13 protein-coding genes are annotated in these 19,862 nt (G+C 33.7%); 6 read left to right on the top strand and 7 right to left on the bottom strand.

Annotated features, from left to right (window positions below; all coding sequences use genetic code 11):
* Positions 1–29: 29 nt before the first annotated feature.
* A complete protein-coding gene (locus tag GIY83_RS21060; RefSeq protein ID WP_208683293.1) occupies positions 30–2,516 on the bottom strand; it encodes a toxin-antitoxin system YwqK family antitoxin in 2,487 nt (828 codons plus the stop codon).
* A 173-nt stretch (positions 2,517–2,689) separates the two neighbouring features.
* Between GIY83_RS21060 and GIY83_RS21055 the strand changes: the two genes are divergently transcribed.
* The 5 genes from GIY83_RS21055 (at position 2,690) to GIY83_RS21035 (ending at position 10,845) form a co-directional block, all read left to right on the top strand.
* Positions 2,690–3,685, top strand: coding sequence for an NAD(P)H-dependent glycerol-3-phosphate dehydrogenase (locus tag GIY83_RS21055; protein WP_208683291.1), 996 nt, complete (start codon positions 2,690–2,692; stop codon positions 3,683–3,685).
* Between the two features lie 405 nt (positions 3,686–4,090).
* Positions 4,091–6,763, top strand: coding sequence for a TonB-dependent receptor domain-containing protein (locus tag GIY83_RS21050; protein WP_208683289.1), 2,673 nt, complete (start codon positions 4,091–4,093; stop codon positions 6,761–6,763).
* A gap of 16 nt (positions 6,764–6,779) precedes the next feature.
* Entirely contained in the window at positions 6,780–8,090 is a 1,311-nt protein-coding gene (locus tag GIY83_RS21045; protein WP_208683287.1) for a DUF4876 domain-containing protein, read from the top strand.
* A gap of 11 nt (positions 8,091–8,101) precedes the next feature.
* Complete coding sequence (locus GIY83_RS21040; RefSeq protein WP_208683285.1) at positions 8,102–9,703, top strand: DUF6850 family outer membrane beta-barrel protein; 1,602 nt, start codon at positions 8,102–8,104, stop codon at positions 9,701–9,703.
* Positions 9,704–9,705: 2 nt separating this feature from the next.
* Positions 9,706–10,845, top strand: coding sequence for a cytochrome-c peroxidase (locus tag GIY83_RS21035; RefSeq protein WP_194617283.1), 1,140 nt, complete (start codon positions 9,706–9,708; stop codon positions 10,843–10,845).
* A gap of 151 nt (positions 10,846–10,996) precedes the next feature.
* Here the strand turns inward: GIY83_RS21035 and GIY83_RS21030 are convergent, their stop codons facing one another.
* From GIY83_RS21030 to GIY83_RS21015, 4 genes are all read right to left on the bottom strand, one after another.
* On the bottom strand, positions 10,997–11,404 hold the full coding sequence (locus GIY83_RS21030) for a hypothetical protein (RefSeq protein ID WP_208683283.1): 408 nt from the start codon (positions 11,402–11,404) through the stop codon (positions 10,997–10,999).
* 115 nt (positions 11,405–11,519) lie between these two features.
* Positions 11,520–12,539 (bottom strand): phenylalanine--tRNA ligase subunit alpha, encoded by a 1,020-nt coding sequence (gene pheS / locus GIY83_RS21025; protein ID WP_194617281.1) that lies wholly within the window; start codon positions 12,537–12,539, stop codon positions 11,520–11,522.
* 86 nt (positions 12,540–12,625) lie between these two features.
* On the bottom strand, positions 12,626–13,075 hold the full coding sequence (locus tag GIY83_RS21020; protein WP_208683281.1) for a hypothetical protein: 450 nt from the start codon (positions 13,073–13,075) through the stop codon (positions 12,626–12,628).
* 162 nt (positions 13,076–13,237) lie between these two features.
* Entirely contained in the window at positions 13,238–13,594 is a 357-nt protein-coding gene (locus GIY83_RS21015; protein ID WP_078006785.1) for a hypothetical protein, read from the bottom strand.
* 424 nt (positions 13,595–14,018) lie between these two features.
* Between GIY83_RS21015 and GIY83_RS21010 the strand changes: the two genes are divergently transcribed.
* Positions 14,019–14,570, top strand: coding sequence for a CvpA family protein (locus GIY83_RS21010; protein WP_194617388.1), 552 nt, complete (start codon positions 14,019–14,021; stop codon positions 14,568–14,570).
* A gap of 506 nt (positions 14,571–15,076) precedes the next feature.
* Here the strand turns inward: GIY83_RS21010 and GIY83_RS21005 are convergent.
* Positions 15,077–17,473 carry a glycoside hydrolase N-terminal domain-containing protein gene (locus GIY83_RS21005; protein WP_208683274.1) on the bottom strand — a complete coding sequence of 799 codons (2,397 nt, stop codon included), beginning with the start codon at positions 17,471–17,473 and terminating at the stop codon, positions 15,077–15,079.
* A gap of 354 nt (positions 17,474–17,827) precedes the next feature.
* On the bottom strand, positions 17,828–19,774 hold the full coding sequence (locus GIY83_RS21000) for a sialate O-acetylesterase (RefSeq protein WP_208683272.1): 1,947 nt from the start codon (positions 19,772–19,774) through the stop codon (positions 17,828–17,830).
* Positions 19,775–19,862: the final 88 nt, after the last annotated feature.

Genomic DNA, 19,862 nt, shown 5'->3' with positions numbered 1-19,862 from the left:
TAATCTCATTTAAAGTCACAGAAAACAGCTTATTTAGAGTCTTCATTTAATTTCTTATCTAAAACATCATTCAGGGTTTTAATCTCATTACTTAGATTTTTAAAATCAATATTCTTTTTTTCTGCTAAAACCTTTTTATCCAAAAACAGTTTTAAATCATAGGAATTATTTTTGTTTTTTAATATCAGAGTTCCTATTTCCGGTTTTTTTGCCTGATTGAGCCTTAGTCCTCCAATCATATTTCCTTTCAGTTCATTTCCAAATAATAATTCAACATCTTTTTCTGAAGAAATTCTTTGAGCTATTAAATTAAAATTTTCTTCGATCGTTTTATTATGGTCTATGTATAAAGTAAATACGGTATTAAACATTTCTGAATCCCGTCTTTTATCATCATTTCCTTCTGTTATAGTAAAAAGCCTTGCCTCAATATTATTGTTGTTTTCAAAATACAAAATACTTCCTGTTTCAACTGGCGCGGCATCATTAACATCTAATAAAGAACTTACAGCAAGCAACTTGCCATCAATACTAAATTTTCCGATATTTTTATTGCCTGATTTTTCTAAAACGATTTTTGCTTTTACTTTTTTATTAAATTCTTCAAGCTCGATAGCATTATTTTTTAACTCAAAATGATAACGATTAAAATAATGCATGGCAAAAACATCAAAATCAAAACTTTGTAAAACTCCCTTTTTCCAATATTTCGAAATAAACTGGCGGTCCAGCTTTACATATTCTACTCCGTCTATTATTTTCCCGTCTTTATAAGTCGATTTTACATCATAATTTGGGTATTGATATTTTTCAAGGTTTTCTAAATAATTATTCGAATATTGATATTTTATTTTTCCATTTTCATAATAATCTACGTGATTAAATTCGTTGAAATCTGTTGCAAAATATCCTGAATAAGGCTTTTCATCTTTATAAATTCCTTCGTAAGAATCCTCGACATTTCCTGCAATCGTAAAAGAATGATTGTCTATTTTTGAGAGTTTTCCGTTTGTATAATACTTCGCTCTTAGAATATTATTTTCATCGGTCCTTCCATATTTATTTCTATAAAAGATTTCCTCGGCAATTGCTCCTTTTTTATAGATGATGGCTTTTTCGCCTTCTACTAATTTTCCCTCATACGGCAAACCGTTTTTATATTCGAGTTTTCCGGTAACTTTTCCATCTTCATAAAAAATAGTCTCACCATCGACAATATCATTTAAGCAATTGTAGGTTTTGACAGCATTATTAATATCGTAATTAAAAACTTTTTGCAATCCGTTTTTCTTAAAGTCAGTAACATGAATTAATTCATGAAGATCTTCTCCGGTTTTTACGATAAATGTTCCGTTATAAGGTTTACCATTTTTGTAAATCCCTTTAGCAACAATACTGTCAGTCTCAGTTCTTACAATCGCTTCTCCTTCTTTTAAACCTTTCACATAATTTTGATTAATTAGTAATCTTCCGGCAAAATTTTCTTCAAAATTCCCCTCAAAGGGTTCACCATTTTTATATAATCGCTTTTTCATTATGGTTTCATCTTTATTATAAACGATCTCATCGCCTACTCTTTCACCATCTAAATATTTAGTCAGTTCGTGAATTTTACCATTTGGATAATAATTAATTTGTTCGCCAAATTTTTTTCCCTGCTTATAACCAATTTTCGATTTAGTGCTAACAGCAAATTTGTTCTGAATGTAGTATTCATAAACAGTACCGTTTGAAATATCACTGCCATATTCTTCAAAATCATTTTGATTGAGGGTTTGGAGTATTTTTCCCGTCGCATCATAATTTATCTGTTTAAAAGGATGCATTCGGTCATATTCAATATCATACCATATTTCCTGGGCCAATTGTTTTGAATTGATCCAGAATATTTTTTTCCTGACTATTTTCTTTATCACCTTTTTTGTAGTTCCAGACTGATAATCTTCAACCATTACCGGTGCCGTCTCGACCATAACTTCGGTCCGCTCCTTATAAGCTTCTTCCTCTGACTTGTTGTTTCGGTAATCATCCCAATTTCTAACTTCTTCAAAATCTCCTTCGACCGGTTTACCATTAAGATATTTTCCTTTCATTAAAATAGTTCCGTCCTGATGATAAACAATCGAAAATCCGTTTTTCCTTCCGTTTTTATATTCAATGGTTTTTCGTTTTTTTCCATTAGGATAATAATAAGTCAAAACAGGAACTGCTGTATTATTATAATATTGATAAACCGCCGTATCAAAACCATTTTCATCATACCAAACGATATCTCCCACATAACTATTCTCGTCGCTTTGCAAAGCATAACCTTGAAACTGCGGTGTATTATTACTATAGAAATCCTGCATTAAAAACAGATTACCAACTTTTTTTGATGGTTTAATTCTGTAAAAAGAAGCATTTTCTTTGGTTGTTTCTTTCCAATCTTTATCATAATAAATCCGATCTGAATTTTGTGAGAAGGAGAAACTGGTTGTCAAAATCAAAATAATATTGAAAATTTTAGTCGTCATATTTGAGAGAAATTTCACCGAATGTAAGGTTTTTTGAATTCATTTAATTTTTTTAAAGATAAAAAAAATCAACTCATTCTATTTCGATCTTAAAACCTGTTTTTAAATTTCTTAAATCAGATTTTGTGATATTACTGCATTATTAAGTACTTTTGTTTTAAATTATTAAAAAAATGAGCGAAAATCTAAAATTTGCAGTAATTGGAGGAGGAAGCTGGGCTACGGCAATTGCAAAAATGTTATGCGTGAATCTTTCAGAAATTGCCTGGTATATGCGCAATGATGCTGCGATCGAGCACATTCAGAAATACAAACACAATCCAAATTATTTAAGTTCGGTTGAATTTGATATCGCAAAACTTAAATTAACCAACAATATAAACGAAGCGGTCGAATATGCAGATTATGTAATTTTTGCTATTCCGTCTGCTTTCTTAGATGCTGAATTAAAGCATTTAACAGTTTCTTTATCTGATAAAATTATCTTTTCGGCCATTAAAGGAATTGTTCCTGAGACGAGTTTAATTGTTGGAGAACACTTTCATATTCAATACGACATTCCATATTACAACATTGGGGTTATTACAGGTCCTTGCCATGCTGAAGAAGTAGCATTAGAAAGGCTTTCGTACTTAACTATTGCTTGTGGCGATCCTGATAAGGCAAAAGTTGTTGCTAAAACATTGTCCGGAAATTACATCAAAGCCAAAATTTCTGATGATATTATTGGTACCGAATATGCTGCAATGCTTAAAAATATTTATGCAATCGCAGCCGGAATTGCGCATGGTTTGGGTTACGGAGATAACTTTCAATCGGTTATGATGAGTAACGGAATTCGTGAGATGAAAAAATTCATCAAAAAAGTACATAAAATGAAACGTAACATCAATGATTCGGCTTATTTAGGCGATTTATTGGTTACGGGATATTCTGTATTTTCGAGAAACAGAATGTTCGGAAACATGATTGGAAAAGGTTATACCGTAAAAAGTGCCATGATGGAGATGAGTATGGTTGCCGAAGGTTATTATGCTACAAAAAGTGCTTATAAACTTAATCAGGGTTACGGAGCAAAAACGCCAATTATAGATGCTGTTTACGCTATTTTATATGAAGGAAAAGATGCTAAAACTGTGTTTAAAAAACTAACAGAATCTTTGGATTAAGTTTAGTCGCAGTATCAATTGCGGTTTTAAAGCTTATATCTTATTAGGATAAAAATAAAAAAGAGTCAGGAAATATAAATTTCCTGACTCTTTTTTTATGTCCAATCTTTAGAAAATCTTGAGCTGAAGCGAAAAAATCAAATGAATTAACAAGAAATATTCTGCTTCAGAATACATCAAACCTACATCTTACCAAAAAAAAGTTAACCCGTTGTACTTACAAAACCACCAAAACATCATCCAACTGTCTATCAACACTTTAACCTAAAATTTCAGAATTATACTGAATATCTTATTCTGACAAATTGAAGTCTTCACTATTTCACAATCCCCTTATTTTTCATTGCTTCACAAAGAATTATTGATAGATTTGCGCATTATTTTTATTGATTCTAATTAAAGACAATGCGTTTTATTTTATTTTTCCTTTTTCTCTCGGGTTCTGTTTTCTCTCAAAGAGTTATTACGGGTAAAGTCATAGATAAAGAATCCTCAACTTCTTTATCGGGAGTATTTATTCGGGATACAAAGTCTGATAACTGGAGTATTTCTGACAAAGAGGGAAAGTTTACGATTACGATTCCTTATTTTGAAGATATAGCACTGAACTTTTCTCTACTTGGAAAAATGGAGTCTAATATTAGTTTAAAAAACACCGAAAATTTTATTACAGTTTCTTTAGAAGACAATACACTTCGTCTTAAAGAAGTTGTGGTTACTGCTAATAAGCAACGCCAATATTCTGAATTAACATTGGGGACTAATGCTATTAACAATGTGCAGGCTTTTTCGTTAGATGATGTTTTGAAGCAGCTTCCGGGGCAGACTACAACAGATTTTAATTTAAATGAATTCAAGAATATAGTTTTTCGTACTGCCTCAAAATTGTCAGCTTCTAACGCAAATAAGGCTTTTGGAACTTCATTTGTAATGAATGACATTCCTATTTCTAACAACGAGAATATGCAGGCCTTAAATCCAAATTCAGGTCTTGCAGATGATTTTGGTATAAAAGGAAACACTTTTACGAATACAAATAGAGGAGTTGATTTAAGAGAAATATCTACTAATAATATTGAAGAAATAAAAGTTATCCAGGGAATTCCTTCTGCAAAGTATGGTGATTTAACTTCGGGTCTTGTTTTAATAACAACAAAGGTAGGAAATAGTCCTTACCGGGTTTATGCGTCCATCAGAGATGCTACATCCGAACTTAATTTGACAAAAGGAGTAAAATTCAATTTAAATAATTCGATGAATTTTGGAATTAATTATCTCGATTCTAAAGCTGATCCGAGAGACAATATTTTGAATTATGAAAGAATAAACGGAAACATATCCTGGCAATATAAGAATAATGATGCTACTATAAAAAACACGGTAAATACTTCATTTCGAATGAATCTTGATAACTCTAAAAGTGATCCGGATGATATCAGCGCTCAAGTCATAAAAAACGAGAAAAAAGGTTTTTCTATTTCAAATAATTTAATGTGGAAACCCAAAAACTTATGGGTTGACGGAATTAATGTAAATGCAAGTCTTAGCTATGACCGACAATTTTCCAGAAGAGATAAATGGATGAATACTTCACCTTCGGCAGCAACTGATTCTCAAGAAGAAGGAATACATGAGGCAAATATTGTTCCATCACAATATACTAGTATAAGTACAGTAGAAGGTATTCCTATTTCAACATTTTTCACTCTTGAAACTACAAAAACACTAACAAATAAATCGAATTGGATTCACAGTCTGGTTCTTGGAGTTTCGCACAGAACAAGCGTAAACAGAGGTGAAGGACGAAAAAATGCTACCCAGGAAATGTTAAATTTTTATACTCTTTCGAGAGAAGGAAACAGCACAATTGGTTTTAGAGACTATAGCTTTACTAACTCAAAAACAGAATATCAAATTTCTACTTATTTCGAAGACAGAATATTTAAAAAATTTAAAGACGAACGAATATTAAATCTTGATTTAGGAGTACGATTTGATAATCAAATGGGAAACATTTCATTACAGCCCCGTATAAATTCATCGTATACACTTAATGAAACATTTAGATTACGTGCAGGATTAGGCCTTTCATCAAAAGCTCCGTCTTTAAACCAACTATACACTGGAGATCGTTATATAGATAAATTAATTGGAAGTGGTATTTATACTTATCCGGGTGTTTATCAAAAAGCCTGGATTCAAACTATCATAACTCCCGGCGACAATTTAAACCTAAAGCCAAGTAAGGCATATCGAACAGAAGCTGGATTAGATATAAAATTACCTTTTGCCTCTATTAATTTAACCGGATATTATAATAAGCTTTATAATGGTTTTTCTGGTCAAAAAGTCCCTGTATATAGAGTAATTCCAAAAGCCGAAATCATTGTAACCGGTACAGAAATTCCAAACTACAACATTGTTGGCACTGAAAAATTTTACTACATGAATAACAGTCTAACAAATGACCGTAGTTCAGAAGATACTGGTGTAGAAACTACCATAAATTTCAAAAAAATTAAATCTCTTAATTTGGATGTAAGCATGAATGCTTCATACACGCATACAAAAGATTTTTCAGATGTTAAAGAATACGAATCTTCTTCAAGTCTTACTTCTGCTGAAAGATACGGAGTTTACAATCCACAAGATGGCATAATGGATAGCTTCACAACTAGCTTTAATTTTAATTATCATATACCTGCTGTTGGATTATTGATTTCGATGAGAACGGAACATGTTTTATTACAGAATACTAAAACCCAAACTAGTAATTTTCCTAATGGATATTTAGACTCAGAACTTGTTTATCACGAAATTCCTGTTGAAGACAGGACTAATATTCAAAAATATGGGCATTTAATTAAAGTAAGAAATGAAACTCAATCTAAGATACCAAACATACTTCATAACCTTCATTTAAGAGTTTCCAAAGATTTTTTAAATGGTTTCAGTGCTTCATTATATGCAACTAACTTTTTAAATCTTAAACCCTATTATTATGATGCTTATGACAATAAAATTTTATCAAAAATTGCCACTATTTCATTTGGAACAAGCCTAAACTATGAATTTTAAACTAAATATATATACCATGAAAAAAACTCTTCTTATTACTATAACATTTCTTTTAGGATTACTAATACAATCCTGCAGCAATAACGATGAAAATGAAGCTTTAAAACCAGTAAATTTTAGTGTTTCTATTAAATACGATGAAACATTCAATAACATTATAACAAAAAAATCTGATGTAACTATTGTAAATAGCGAAACAGGAAACAAATATACTGTACAATCAGACGACAACGGAACAGCACAATTCAACCAAATTTTACCAGGTAACTATTCTGTTTCAGCGACAAAAGTAATGCAGTCGGCAGAATTCACAGAAACCTTTGGTTATACGCCATCGGAGACTGAAATTAATTTTAATGCTTCTCAAAGTAATATAACAGTAAACACAGAAACTACTCCTGTAACTTTAATAATGAAAACCTCAAAAGTAGGTGACTTTGTACTTAAACAAATTTACTACGGTGGATCTGACACAAAAAAGGGAGCTACTTTTAGAGATCAATTTATAGAAATTTATAATAACTCTAATACCGTTCAATATGCAGATGGTTTGTACATGGCTCAACTTACAGGATCTACAACAACAACAGTAGCAGCTTATTCTTTGGCTAATGGGCAGTTTGACTGGAGCAAAGCAGAAGGAATGACGGAAGGTAATAGTGCAAATACTGATTATGTTTATGGAATTAATATTATAAAAATTCCTGGAAATGGTACTAAATATCCTGTACAACCGGGTAAAAGTATTGTTATTGCTCAAAATGCAATTAACCATAAATCTAACTACATTGACAATAACGGAAAAGCCGTAAGTATTTTAAATCCTGAATTGACTGTAGATTTAAGCAACGCAGATTTTGAATCATTCTTAGGTACTTTTTCAGGCGACTTATATCAATATGACATTCAAAATCCAGCTGTTCCGGATGTAGAGATTGCCTACTGGGGAAACAGTAATAATGATATGATATTAGATACTAATGGAAGACAGGCTTACGCTATTTTTAAAATGACCGATGCAGAATTTGCAGCGCTGAAAAAATATAAAAATCCTAAAGGAGACAAAAATTTATTTCTTCAAATTCCTAACTCGGTTCTTATCGATGGTGTTGATACTACAAAAGATTTAGGATCAGGATTAATACCTAAAAAGTTACCAGCACAAATTGATGGAGGAAATACTTATTTGCCTTCTGGAAACTATTCTTCAAAATCAGTAATAAGAAGGACAAAAACTACGATTGCAGGAAGAATCATATTACAGGATACTAATAATTCAACTAATGACTTTGTTGAAATAACCGCAAACCCTAGAGGATTCAATTAAAATTTTCATTAATGAAAATCGAAAATATCAAAATTTACAATACCATGAGTAATGCCCAGAAATACTGGGCGTTACTTCTTTTTTCTATTTTTCCCATCTCTTCTTTACAAGCACAAGACAGTATAATTGTAACCAATCATATTATTGATTCGCAGATTAAAAATCAAATTTTTAAATGTCCTGTTAATTACACCAAACAGTATATTAAAGATTTTACGTTTACTGAAGTCTCATACGAATATCAAAAAAATGAATTTGCCCGAAAACAAATTGCAAATGAAATAAACACCTATCAGTTTTTAGCTCAAGGTTATTATACAACAACTTCGAAATGGAAATTATTTGGAAATTTATCTCTAAAAAAAATAGATGAAAAGGATTTAGGATGGGTACTATCTGATGATCGTTCAGAAGAACAGGAAGTTATTATGCCTCATTATTTTTTTGTTCCGAGAAAAGCAAACTGGACCAACCAGCAATATGTAGTCAACGGAGGTCTTTCTAAACAGCTCACGCGTAAAATATCTTTTGCTTCAAAGTTAGGTTATGAAGTAGCAAAATACAGTCGAAATTTAGATCCGAGACCGCAAATTATTTCGAAAAAAATTGGTGGTGAAATACAAGTGGGGTACGACCTAAAAGAAAATCATAAAATTTTTGCTTTGGCCAATTATACGCGCTCAGACAAAGATTTTTCATATCTATATAAAGATGATCATTCTAATGTTGAAGTAAAACCTGAAACTTATTTAAGATTCAATACAGGTTATGGCAGGATTATCAATTATTTCAAATCCAATTATTACAATAGTACACGATTTCTTTACAAGGAGAATCAAAACAAAATTGGTTTCGGTTATAACTTTAGCAATAAGAACACTCGTTTCACGGCTTTATATTACAACCAAAAATTAAATAATAATTTTTATTCCGATGTTTTTGACAATGAAGATAACCAAAGACTAAAAATTGAAACTACAACTAATCACGCCGAATTATTTGCATTGCATCAGTGGGGTAAAAAAGAGTTAAAATCAACTTTAAAATATGACATGAGCGATGGTAAAAATTTTGATGTAAAAAATAATGGCTACAACTATAAGAATAAATTAAATGCAATTAGCTGGTTAACTACACTTTCAAAAAAAACAGGTTCACATATAGATTATTTACTTGGATTTGATGTGCTTTACCAACAAAACGAATATCATGATGTCATGGCAACCACTAATCTCGAAATTAACTCGCTAAATACAGGCATATTCGCAAGCCATGATTTTTCATTTGATAAAAGCAAACTAAATACAACAGTAAGTTTTAATATGTATTTTCCATTACCATCATCTAAACTTGATTATTACGATACTTCAGGTGGTACTAATAGCACTTTTTTCAACGAGGTTATCATTCATGACTATGTCGTGAGTACAACCAATTATTTTGCGCCGGCAATACGATTAGAATACAGCTATCCTGTAAAAAATAACAAAACTGTAGTTTTCTTTACCAATCTTAAAGAAAAAATAGCACTAAAAAAACAAAATGATTATGCCACTATTATTAATACCAATACTACTTATTGGATTCAATGTGGTGTACAATTAAATTATTAAAAATGAAAACAAAGTTTATTGCCATTGGGGTAATGGTACTATCACTTATTATCGTTTCTTATGCTAAGATTAACACAACGCTTTCTATTGCTCAATTAAAGAGATTATACAGCAGCGGTGATTATCAAAAATGGCCAAAACCTGAAGTTGATTCGCTTGTTTACGCGCAGGGTTTTGAAGATATAGGAACTCTGGGCCAACCTGAATTCCCTGAAGACAATAAATATACCGAAGAAAAAGCAGCATTAGGTAAAGTCCTTTTTTTTGATCCGAGATTATCAAAATCGGGACAAATTTCCTGTGCCAATTGCCATGATCCTGAACTGAATTGGGGCGATGCCAGAAGGGTTTCTTACGGAGAAGGAAGATTGCAAGGCATTAGAAATTCTCCGAGTTTGATGAATATCGCTTATGCGAAAGTTTTCTTCTGGGATGGCAGAGCAGCAACGCTCGAAGACCAGGCAAGCTTTCCTATAAAAGATACCAAAGAGATGAATTTTCATATCGATTTAGCGACAAAGAGACTGAATAAGATAAAAGGCTACAAACCTTATTTTCAAAAGGCTTTTGGAAAAGAAAAACTCACTCAGACCGAAATTCTAAAAGCCATTGCTACTTTCGAAAGAACCTTAATAAGTCCAAAAAGCAGATTCGACAAATTTGTGGCGGGTGATTCAACTCAACTGAGCAATAAAGAAGTCGAAGGTTTGCATTTATTCCGTACCAAAGCACGTTGCATAAATTGTCATAATACGGCCAATTTCTCTGATAATAAATTCCATAATATTGGTCTAACGTATTACGGAAGAGAATATGAGGATTTAGGAAGATATAATGTGACTGGGAAAAAAGAAAATGTTGGCGAATTTAAAACGCAATCTTTAAGAGGAGTTGCTCAAAATGCCCCTTATATGCACAATGGTTTATTCCCTAATTTACGCGGCGTTCTAAACATGTATAATGCGGGAATGCCTCAACCTAAAAGAAAGGAAAGCCAAGCAAACGATACATTATTCCCTACAACTTCCAGACTGATTCAAAAATTAAAACTGAATCAATCAGAATTAAATGCCTTGGAAGCTTTTATAGGTAGTTTGTCTACGGGTGCTTATAAAATGAGACCACCTGAGTTACCGCAATAGTTTTTTTGAGAAGATAGAGTAAAGAATATAGAGAATAGATTTCTATACTTTGAGAATAAAAAAGAGTCAAGACTAATTAAATTTTGTCTTGACTCTTTTCATTTATCTATTTTTCTAAAGTCTATTCTCTATATTCTCTACTCTATTCTCTCTACTTCACCATCACCCCTTCAACAAACAAAATCGGCACTTCTTCTGTATCGTTCTCATTGATTATGTTTGATTTGAAAATGAATTTCTTGTCGTACAGTTTATTGTCAATGAAGAAAGTCACCATGAATTCGTTGTTTAAAACCAACAAGCTCTTTTCGACCATTTCGATTTTTACTACCGAAACTGCAGGAACTTCTACAAAAGCGTGACGAAGAACAGATGTTTTTTTCATTTCGCCATCGATAGTTCCAAATGCTTTTGAAACTACCATTACACTATCAAGATTAAAGTCACTGTCGTTTACTAGATAAGCGTACCACACTTTTTCCATAAAATCATCGCTCCATTCCTGAACAGCGGCAATGAATACGTTTTCTACTTCTGGGATTGTTATATCTGCTTTCATTTTTATTAAATTTTAAAACCTTTGTCAAAGTCTAAACTTCAACAAAGGTTTATTGTATTAATGAGAACTATATCTTTCAAAAATTAATCTAAAATCTACAATCTAATTTCTAAAGTTAAATATTGGCTTTGAATTGCTCTAAGAAACGAACATCGTTTTCGTAGAACATACGAATATCACCAATTTGGTACAACAACATTGCAATACGCTCTACTCCCATTCCGAAAGCAAAACCGTTGAATTCGTCCGGATTGATGTCGCAATTTTTAAGAACGTTTGGATCTACCATTCCGCAACCTCCAATTTCTAACCAACCTGTTCCTTTTGTGATACGGTAATCCGTTTCGGTTTTTAAACCCCAATAGATATCAATTTCGGCACTTGGTTCTGTAAACGGAAAGTATGACGGACGTAAACGAATCTTCGATTTTCCGAACATTTCTTTAGTGAAATAAAGTAAAGTCTGTTTCAAATCGGCAAAAGAAACGTCTTTGTCAATGTACAATCCTTCTACCTGATGGAAGATACAGTGCGAACGTGACGAAATTGCTTCGTTACGGAAAACACGTCCCGGAGAAATAGTACGAATTGGCGGTTTGTGATTTTCCATATAACGCACCTGAACAGATGATGTATGCGTACGCAACAACACATCAGGATTTGTCTGAATGAAAAATGTATCCTGCATATCACGTGCCGGATGGTATTCTGGCAAGTTCAAAGCGGTAAAATTATGCCAGTCGTCTTCGATTTCCGGACCTTCGGAAACGTTGAAACCAATGTTGGCAAAAATATCTATAATTTGATTTTTAACGATCGAAATAGGGTGACGAGAACCAATAATTACCGGTTCTGCAGCACGAGTTAAATCGCCAAACATTCCTTTTACTTCCTGTTTGCTTTCTAGTTCTTCCTGAATAACGCGAACTTTTTCTTCAGCTACAGCTTTTAAAGTATTGATAACTTGTCCGAAATCTTTTTTCTGATCGTTTGGAATATTTTTGAACTCTGAAAAAAGTTCTTTCAACAACCCTTTACTACCTAAATATTTAATACGGAACTGCTCTAACGATTCTTTATTTTTATCATTAAAGGCTTTCGCTTCCTCTATATGTTGTTTTATCTTGTCTATCATCGATCTTACTTTGAAGGTGCAAATTTAAGGATTTTGTTCTAAGTATGATGTCTAAAATTCAAAGTTTCCTTTTCAAATTCGAGAATCTATTTTATGAGACTAATTTTATGTTCTATTTGTTTCACTTTTTCAAGCCAAAAACTCATTCCTTCCTGGTTGGTAATAATTTCTTTTCGGTGTTTTGATGCTATATTACTCAATTGAGCCCAGTTTTTATTCCATTCTTTATCCCGCTCGGTATTGTTCGTTGGTTCTGTTCTGGAACGCCAAAACTCCATATTTTTAAAGTATTTTTGTTTTAAATCTTCAAAATATTCGATTAGCTTTTCTTTAGAATTAGGAATATAACCCGGCCCGCTGCAACCACAGGAATGAAATGCAATACCAACTGAATAGAGGCTTTTGATATGTTCCCATTTTTTGAGATCGTCTTTTTTTGGCGATTCAAAATCAAGTCCCATACTCGCCATTAATTCGCCACATTCCGGACACTTTGCTTCCTGAACTGATTTTTCGCCTCTTTGTATGTCATTCATCAATCTTCTTTTAAATGTCTTTCGGCAATTAAAACAAGCATAATGTGGTTTATAAGAAACCATTGCATATCTACACATTTCTTTCTGGTTTTCAGTCGCAGTTTTCAGTCGAAGTCGCAGTTTGGCACTGAAAACTGCGACTGTAAACTGAAAACTAAAAAACTATTCAATAAGTTCTCTTTCTAAAAAATAATTCACAATGGCTTCTTTCATCAAAACCGATTGCTCTCCTGCTTTTAGTGCCGGTAATTCTTCTTTTACTTTGTAATGTGGCCATCCTTCTGCATCAAAAAAATCGAATTCATAAAACCCGTAAGGTTCTAATAATCGGCAAATGGCGATGTGCATTAGGTTTAATTTTTCGTCTTTTTTGAATTCGCGGTGTACTTTTCCGAGTTCCTGAACTCCAATGAGGTAAATTATGGCATCTAAATCTAAGTCTTCGCCTTGCGAAAACTGATTAGATAGTATATCGACGAGCTTTTCCCATCGCTCTTTTAGTTGTGTATCTCTGGACATTTTTATTTGTGGATTTTAGATATTAGATTTTAGATTGAATTATGATTAAAGATTTTTTAAATCTAAAATCTACAATCTGAACTCTAAAATTATTATCGCAAAGATAGGAAGTTCAAATCCAAAGACCTAAAATTAAAGATTCCTCATACATTATTAATAAATGGGCCACGGATTTAAAGGGTTAAGCGGATTAACGCGGATTTTTTTTTGTCGTGCGCTGCTTATTAAACACAAAGAAACATAGATTTAAATTTTATAAAAAAAGTCTGTACTAAAAAAAATAGTTTTTCTTACATAGCCACTTTTAAACAATAACAATCATCAAAGCTAAAGCCTTTGAACCTTTGCATCTTTGAGCCTCTGAACCTTAAAGAAGCAGATAATTCTTTTATATTTGCGCCTTAATTAAATGAAAACAGAAAACATGAGTTTTTTTGATATTATTGTTGGCGCTCTTTTGGCTTTTAGTTTATATAAAGGAATCAAGAACGGGCTTTTTGTAGAAGTGGCTTCTTTTATTTCTTTGTTGTTGGGAATTTATATTGCGATTAAATTCTCTTCGTTTATGAAGGAACTGATCATGAAACACGTTTCATGGAATCCGAACACGATACAGGTTACGGCTTTTATCCTGACGTTTATTCTTGTGGTTATTGGTGTTTACTTCCTGGCAAAAATCCTTACCGGAATTGCTGATTTTGCTTTCCTTGGATGGGCGAATAAATTGGGTGGAGGTTTTTTCAGAATTTTGAAAACGATCCTGATTATGAGTATTTTTATTGCCCTTTTTGAAAAAATAAACTTCAATGAAACGTTTGCCAAAAAAGAAACTCTTGATAAATATTATTTTTATAATCCGGTAAAAAAAGTAGCGGCTTTCGTTTATCCTTCTATCGAAAAATGGTATGATACTTTTAAAGAAGAACATGCTAAAAATTCTGAAGAGAAGTCTACTGAAGCTACTGAAAAAGAATAATCGAATTGTCAGGCTGAGTGAAGTCAAAGCCCTTTATACAAAACAAGCCTTCGACTTCGCTCAGGATGACATTAGTTTCAAAAGAAATTTAAGTCCCAGAGGGCAATGCTATTAAGTTAAGGAATGAGTAATAGAGAGAGAGAGAGAACTAACCACAAAGTTTGTCATCTCGACGAAGGAGAGATCACACTAGTATTTCCGTTCAGATATTCGCCAATCTTTGTCGAGTTTCTTGTGTGCTCTCTCCTTCGTCGAGATGACAAGATTGCGAATTCTGATAGAGTTATTGATACAGAAATAGTTAATCTGAATTCAAAAATATCTTAACTTAATGACATTGCCCAGAGGGACGAAATATTTATAGAAATTTATAACCACATCACCATAGAACCCATCGAGGTGAAATATAATTATAAAATACTTCGCTCCGATGGAGCTTAAAAACAATAAACCCGACAGGTTTTAAAAACCTGTCGGGTTTGACAAAGATTGCGTTTAGAACTATTTTACCAGTTCACTTCTAGTTTTTCTCCTTTTTTCAATGTGATATTTTGTTTTTTATCACCAGATATCAAAGTTGTTTTTCCTCCAGTTTTTGAAGAAATTGTAGCTTTTTTTAGAATTTTATTTTCCCAATTCATTTCGATTTCAAATCCTCCTCGGGCACAAATTCCTTTTACTGATCCGGTTTCCCAAGCGTCTGGTAAAGCTGGTAATAATCTGATTTCGTTTTCGTTTGACTGAACCAGCATTTCGGCAACAGCTGCGGCTCCTCCAAAGTTTCCGTCGATTTGAAATGGCGGATGCGCATCGAATAAATTTGGGTATGTTCCTCCTCCTCTTCTTGGTTTGTCGGTTTTCTTTCCGTCAGGATCTACGTAACGCAATAATTCGCGAAACATTTTATAAGCGCGGTTTCCGTCCCAAAGTCTTGCCCAAAGATTGATTCTCCAGCCTTTTGACCAACCCGTTGTTTCATCTCCTTTTATTTCTAAAGTCTTTTTTGATGCTGCTGCCAGATCAGGCGTTTGCTCGGGCGTAATATGATCGCCAGGAAAAAGTCCGAACAATTGCGATTGATGACGGTGTTTAGGATCTTTATCTTCCCAATCAAAATACCATTCCTGCAAGTTTCCTTTTTTACCAATTTGGTATGGATATAATTTTGATAATGCCGTTTCTAATTTTGCTCTAAAATCAGTGTCAATATTTAGAACTTTTGACGCTTTTATCGTTTTGTCAAAACATTCTCTGATCATGGCCAAATCTGCCGTGCCGCCATACATTGTTGCACCAACAAAACCATCAGGTGTCAGGTATTGATTTTCAGGTGAAGTGGATGGCGATGTTATTAGATTTCCGTTTTTATCGGCTACCATCCATCCTAAAAGAAATTCGGCAGAGCCTTTCATTAGCGGATAGCCTTCATTTTTTAAATATGACTTGTCTCGTGTAAAAATATAATGTTCCCAAATGTGTGTACTTAACCACGCGCCGGCAAGTGGCCAACACGCCCACATTGGATCTTCTTTTCCAAATTGCCCCACCGGATTGGTCATTGCCCAAATATCTGAATTATGCGCAGCAGCCCAGCCTTGAGTTACGCCATAAAAAGTCTTTGCCGTAACTTTTCCTGTTACTGAAAGATTTTTTATAAAGCTTAAAAGCGGCAAGTGCATTTCTGAAAGATTGGTGTTTTCTGCCAGCCAGTAATTCTCTTCGAGATTGATATTCATCGTATAATTACTACTCCAGGGAGGGTTTAAATGCGGATTCCAAATGCCTTGTAAATTTGCCGGAACGCCCAAAGTTCTCGAACTGCTTATCAACAAATAACGTCCGTAATTAAAATAGAGGATTTCGAGGTTTTTATCTTCTTTTCCATCTGCGTATCTTAGTAAACGTTCATTTGTTGGTAAATCGGGGGCGGTTGTTTTGCCTAAATCTAAAGTGACACGATTGTAGAATTTTTGATAATCTTTTGTATGGTTTTCTTTTAATTGATCGAATGATTTTGCAAATGATTTGTCCAGGTTTTGCAAGGCAATTGATACATCATCCAGACCTTCAGTTGCCGGATTTTTGTCAAAACCATTAAAACTTGTCGCAACAGATACGTAAACATATGCTTCTGTTGCCTCTTTTAACCTTAAAAAGTCTCTGGAACTTGTAATTTTTCCGTCTGTTTTTTTAATTTGAATTAGAGTAGTGAATCTTGTTCCTCTATCTTGTATTTTTTGATATTTTGGTACAACCGGATATCCTGCATTTTCATGAATTGGTGCAGACCCTGTCATTACCAGAATATTATTTCTTACTTCGACATTTGATTTTAACAGGCTTTTTAAATTAATGTCAAAATTCAAACCTCCTTTTATACTGCTAGTCAATTTGATTACCATGATTTGGTCTGGTGCCGAAACAAAATACTCACGTGTAAATTTTATTCCGTTCATTTCATAACTCACCTTTGATACTGCATTCGAAATATCCAGCTCACGATAATAATTTACCGCTTTTCCTTTCTCTGAATTATTGATTTCTAATGTTCCAAGCGGAGCATAAGATTCGGAATTTTTACCTTGAACTTTTTTATTTAATTCTTCGGCTAGTTTGTAGTTTTCGTTTTTGAGTGCTTCGCGAATGGCCGGAATGTTTTTGTAGGCTTCGGGATTCATATTGGCATTTACAGGTTCGCCTGACCAAAGCGTAATATCATTCAGGTAAATTTTATCTGAATTTGCGCCACCAAAAACGGTTGCTCCCATTTTTCCGTTTCCTAAAACCAAGCTTTCCTCAAAAAATTCTGCAGGTTGATTGTACCATAAAACATGACTGGATTGGGCAGCAATGTTTACAGTAAAAAGAAAAATGAAAAATGTTTTTATTATGTTTGATTTCATTTTGCGTTATTTGATATGTGTCGTTCCTACGGAACTTTATTTCGATGTCGTTTTTTATCAACGGATTAAAATCCGTTGCTACAATATAAATCGTTCCTCCGGAACTTGGCTCGGGTTATTTTCTAGGGATGTCCCGAAGCTTCGGGATTAATCCATCCATAATCCAAGTTTTATTTCTTTATGAATCCTAAAAGATTTTTTTAACCTGTTAAGAGATCAAAACCCAATTTGCGCGCGTGAGGGATAGAAGCTGGCTACCGAACTAGCGTGGATAGCCCGACCGTACCGAGATAAGAAGGCTCATTTACGCAAAGTATATTTGCCTTCTTATCTCGGTATGGTCACGCCCTAATATTATTTACTCACCTTATATACCTCGTTTGCTGTAATCATTTCCCAATTATCGGTTCTGAAAGGCGATGCGGGAAATTTTTCTTTATTGAAAAGATTGATTTCGCTATCGTCGTCTGCCCAACCGTAATGAACGGCTACGGGATTTTTTACGTTTTCGCTTGAAACGATGACTTTGTTATTTTTTATTATGGCTTTCGCGGAATGAAAAACTTTGTCGGCTCCCGCGATTTCGAATCCTTTTAGTGCTGCATTTTCGGGAGTCGATAATCCGCTTCCGAGATTGTCGAAAGTAAGGATTATTTCGTTTCCTTTTATTTCCTGAGATTTAAAAGTTGGTCCGCTGTAAACTTGTTTTTTGCCGTAAACGTTGTTTAATGCAATTGCCGCCAAACGCAACCCTACGTCTTGCTTGTTGGTTGGGTGAATGTCTTTTGCATTACCAATATCGGTGGTTACAACCATTCCGGTATTTTTTAATTTTAAAGTTTCTGATTGTGCTTCACGAAGTTCTGCCCAACGGCTGCCGACTTTACTATTGCCTTTGAATTCGTCGAAAGTGGATAATTGAACGAAGTAGAAAGGAAAATCGCCCTGATTCCATTTTGTTCGCCAGTCTGTAATCATTAATGGAAATGACTTTTTGTATTGCTTGGCTTGCCAAACGTTTGCTTCGCCCTGATACCATAAAACGCCCTGAAACGCATAAGGAACCAACGGATTTACCATTGCATTGTATAATAACGATGGATAACTATTTGGTGAAACGGCTATTTTCACCTGAACGACATTGAATTTCCAAAGTCCTTCGAGTGGTAAACTAGTGTTTTTGAATTGGATTTTAAGATCCGCTGGATCACCGTAGATTCCGCCGCCGCCTGAATAATCTGCAATTCTTACTGCGATTACGTTTTTGCCTTCTTTAAGAACTCCTTGTGGAATTTTATAAACTCGTAGTGCTTCCCAGATTTTGTTGGTTCCTACCTGAACACCATTCACGTAAGTGATATCTTCGTCATCTACTTTAGACAAATGCAAAACGGCTTCTGTTTTGGCTTGTTCTGCAGAAAGTGTAATTGTTTTACGCATCCAGACTACGCCATCGATATTGCCTATTTGCTGGTTTTCCCAAAGGGAAGGTACTTTTATTTCGGGCCAGTTTTTATCATCAAAATTGAAGTTTTTAAACTGATCTTCATTTTCCATGGAAACATCAAAACCCTGAACTTTTTTTACATTATCCAGAACTGATTTTTTATACACTTCGAAAACAGCATCCATATCGACTTGCGGAACATCAGCAATCATGGACTTAAAATCATTGCTTTTTTCGAAAGCTTCACGGCTTGTCCAGGTTTCTACATTGGTTCCGCCCCAGGAAGTATTGATGATTCCGATTGGGATTTTTAATTCGGCATATAGTTTCTTAGCGAAAAAGAATCCTGCTGCTGTAAAATCACGAATGTTTTCTTTATTGGCTAGCAACCATTTTCCTTCTTTGAGATCTTCTTTTGGTGTTCCGCTTAAATCCTGAGCAACACCAAAATGACGAATCATAGGATAATCTGAATCGGCCATTTCTTTATCAGCGTTCATGGTTTTGTACATCTGGAATTCCATGTTCGATTGTCCGCTGCAAATCCATACTTCACCCACCAAAACATTTTTGATGACGATTTTATTTTTTCCTGTAATAGATAACTCAAAAGGTCCACCGGCTTTTTCGGCAGAAAGTTTTATCATCCATTTACCATTTTTATCGGCTTGGATGGTTTTGGTTTGTGTGTTAAAATGAACTTCGACTTTTTCGTTTGGTTCTGCCCAACCCCAAACCGGAATTTCTTTATTGCGCTGCAAAACCATTCCGTCAGAAAATAGTAAAGGCATTCTAACATTGGCATTTGCCATGATGCTGCACATTATAAAAAGAAAGATTATGTTTTTCTTCATTGTAATTATTTTTTTAAAACCATATAAGTGATATAAGAAAACATAAGTACAAACTATACGTAAAAATTAAATTATCTTATATCACTTA

This window comes from Flavobacterium sp. SLB02 (genome assembly GCF_009664855.1).
Lineage (GTDB): Bacteria > Bacteroidota > Bacteroidia > Flavobacteriales > Flavobacteriaceae > Flavobacterium.
Note: the sequence above shows the minus strand (reverse complement) of the source record. Positions and strands in the feature narration are given on the sequence as shown.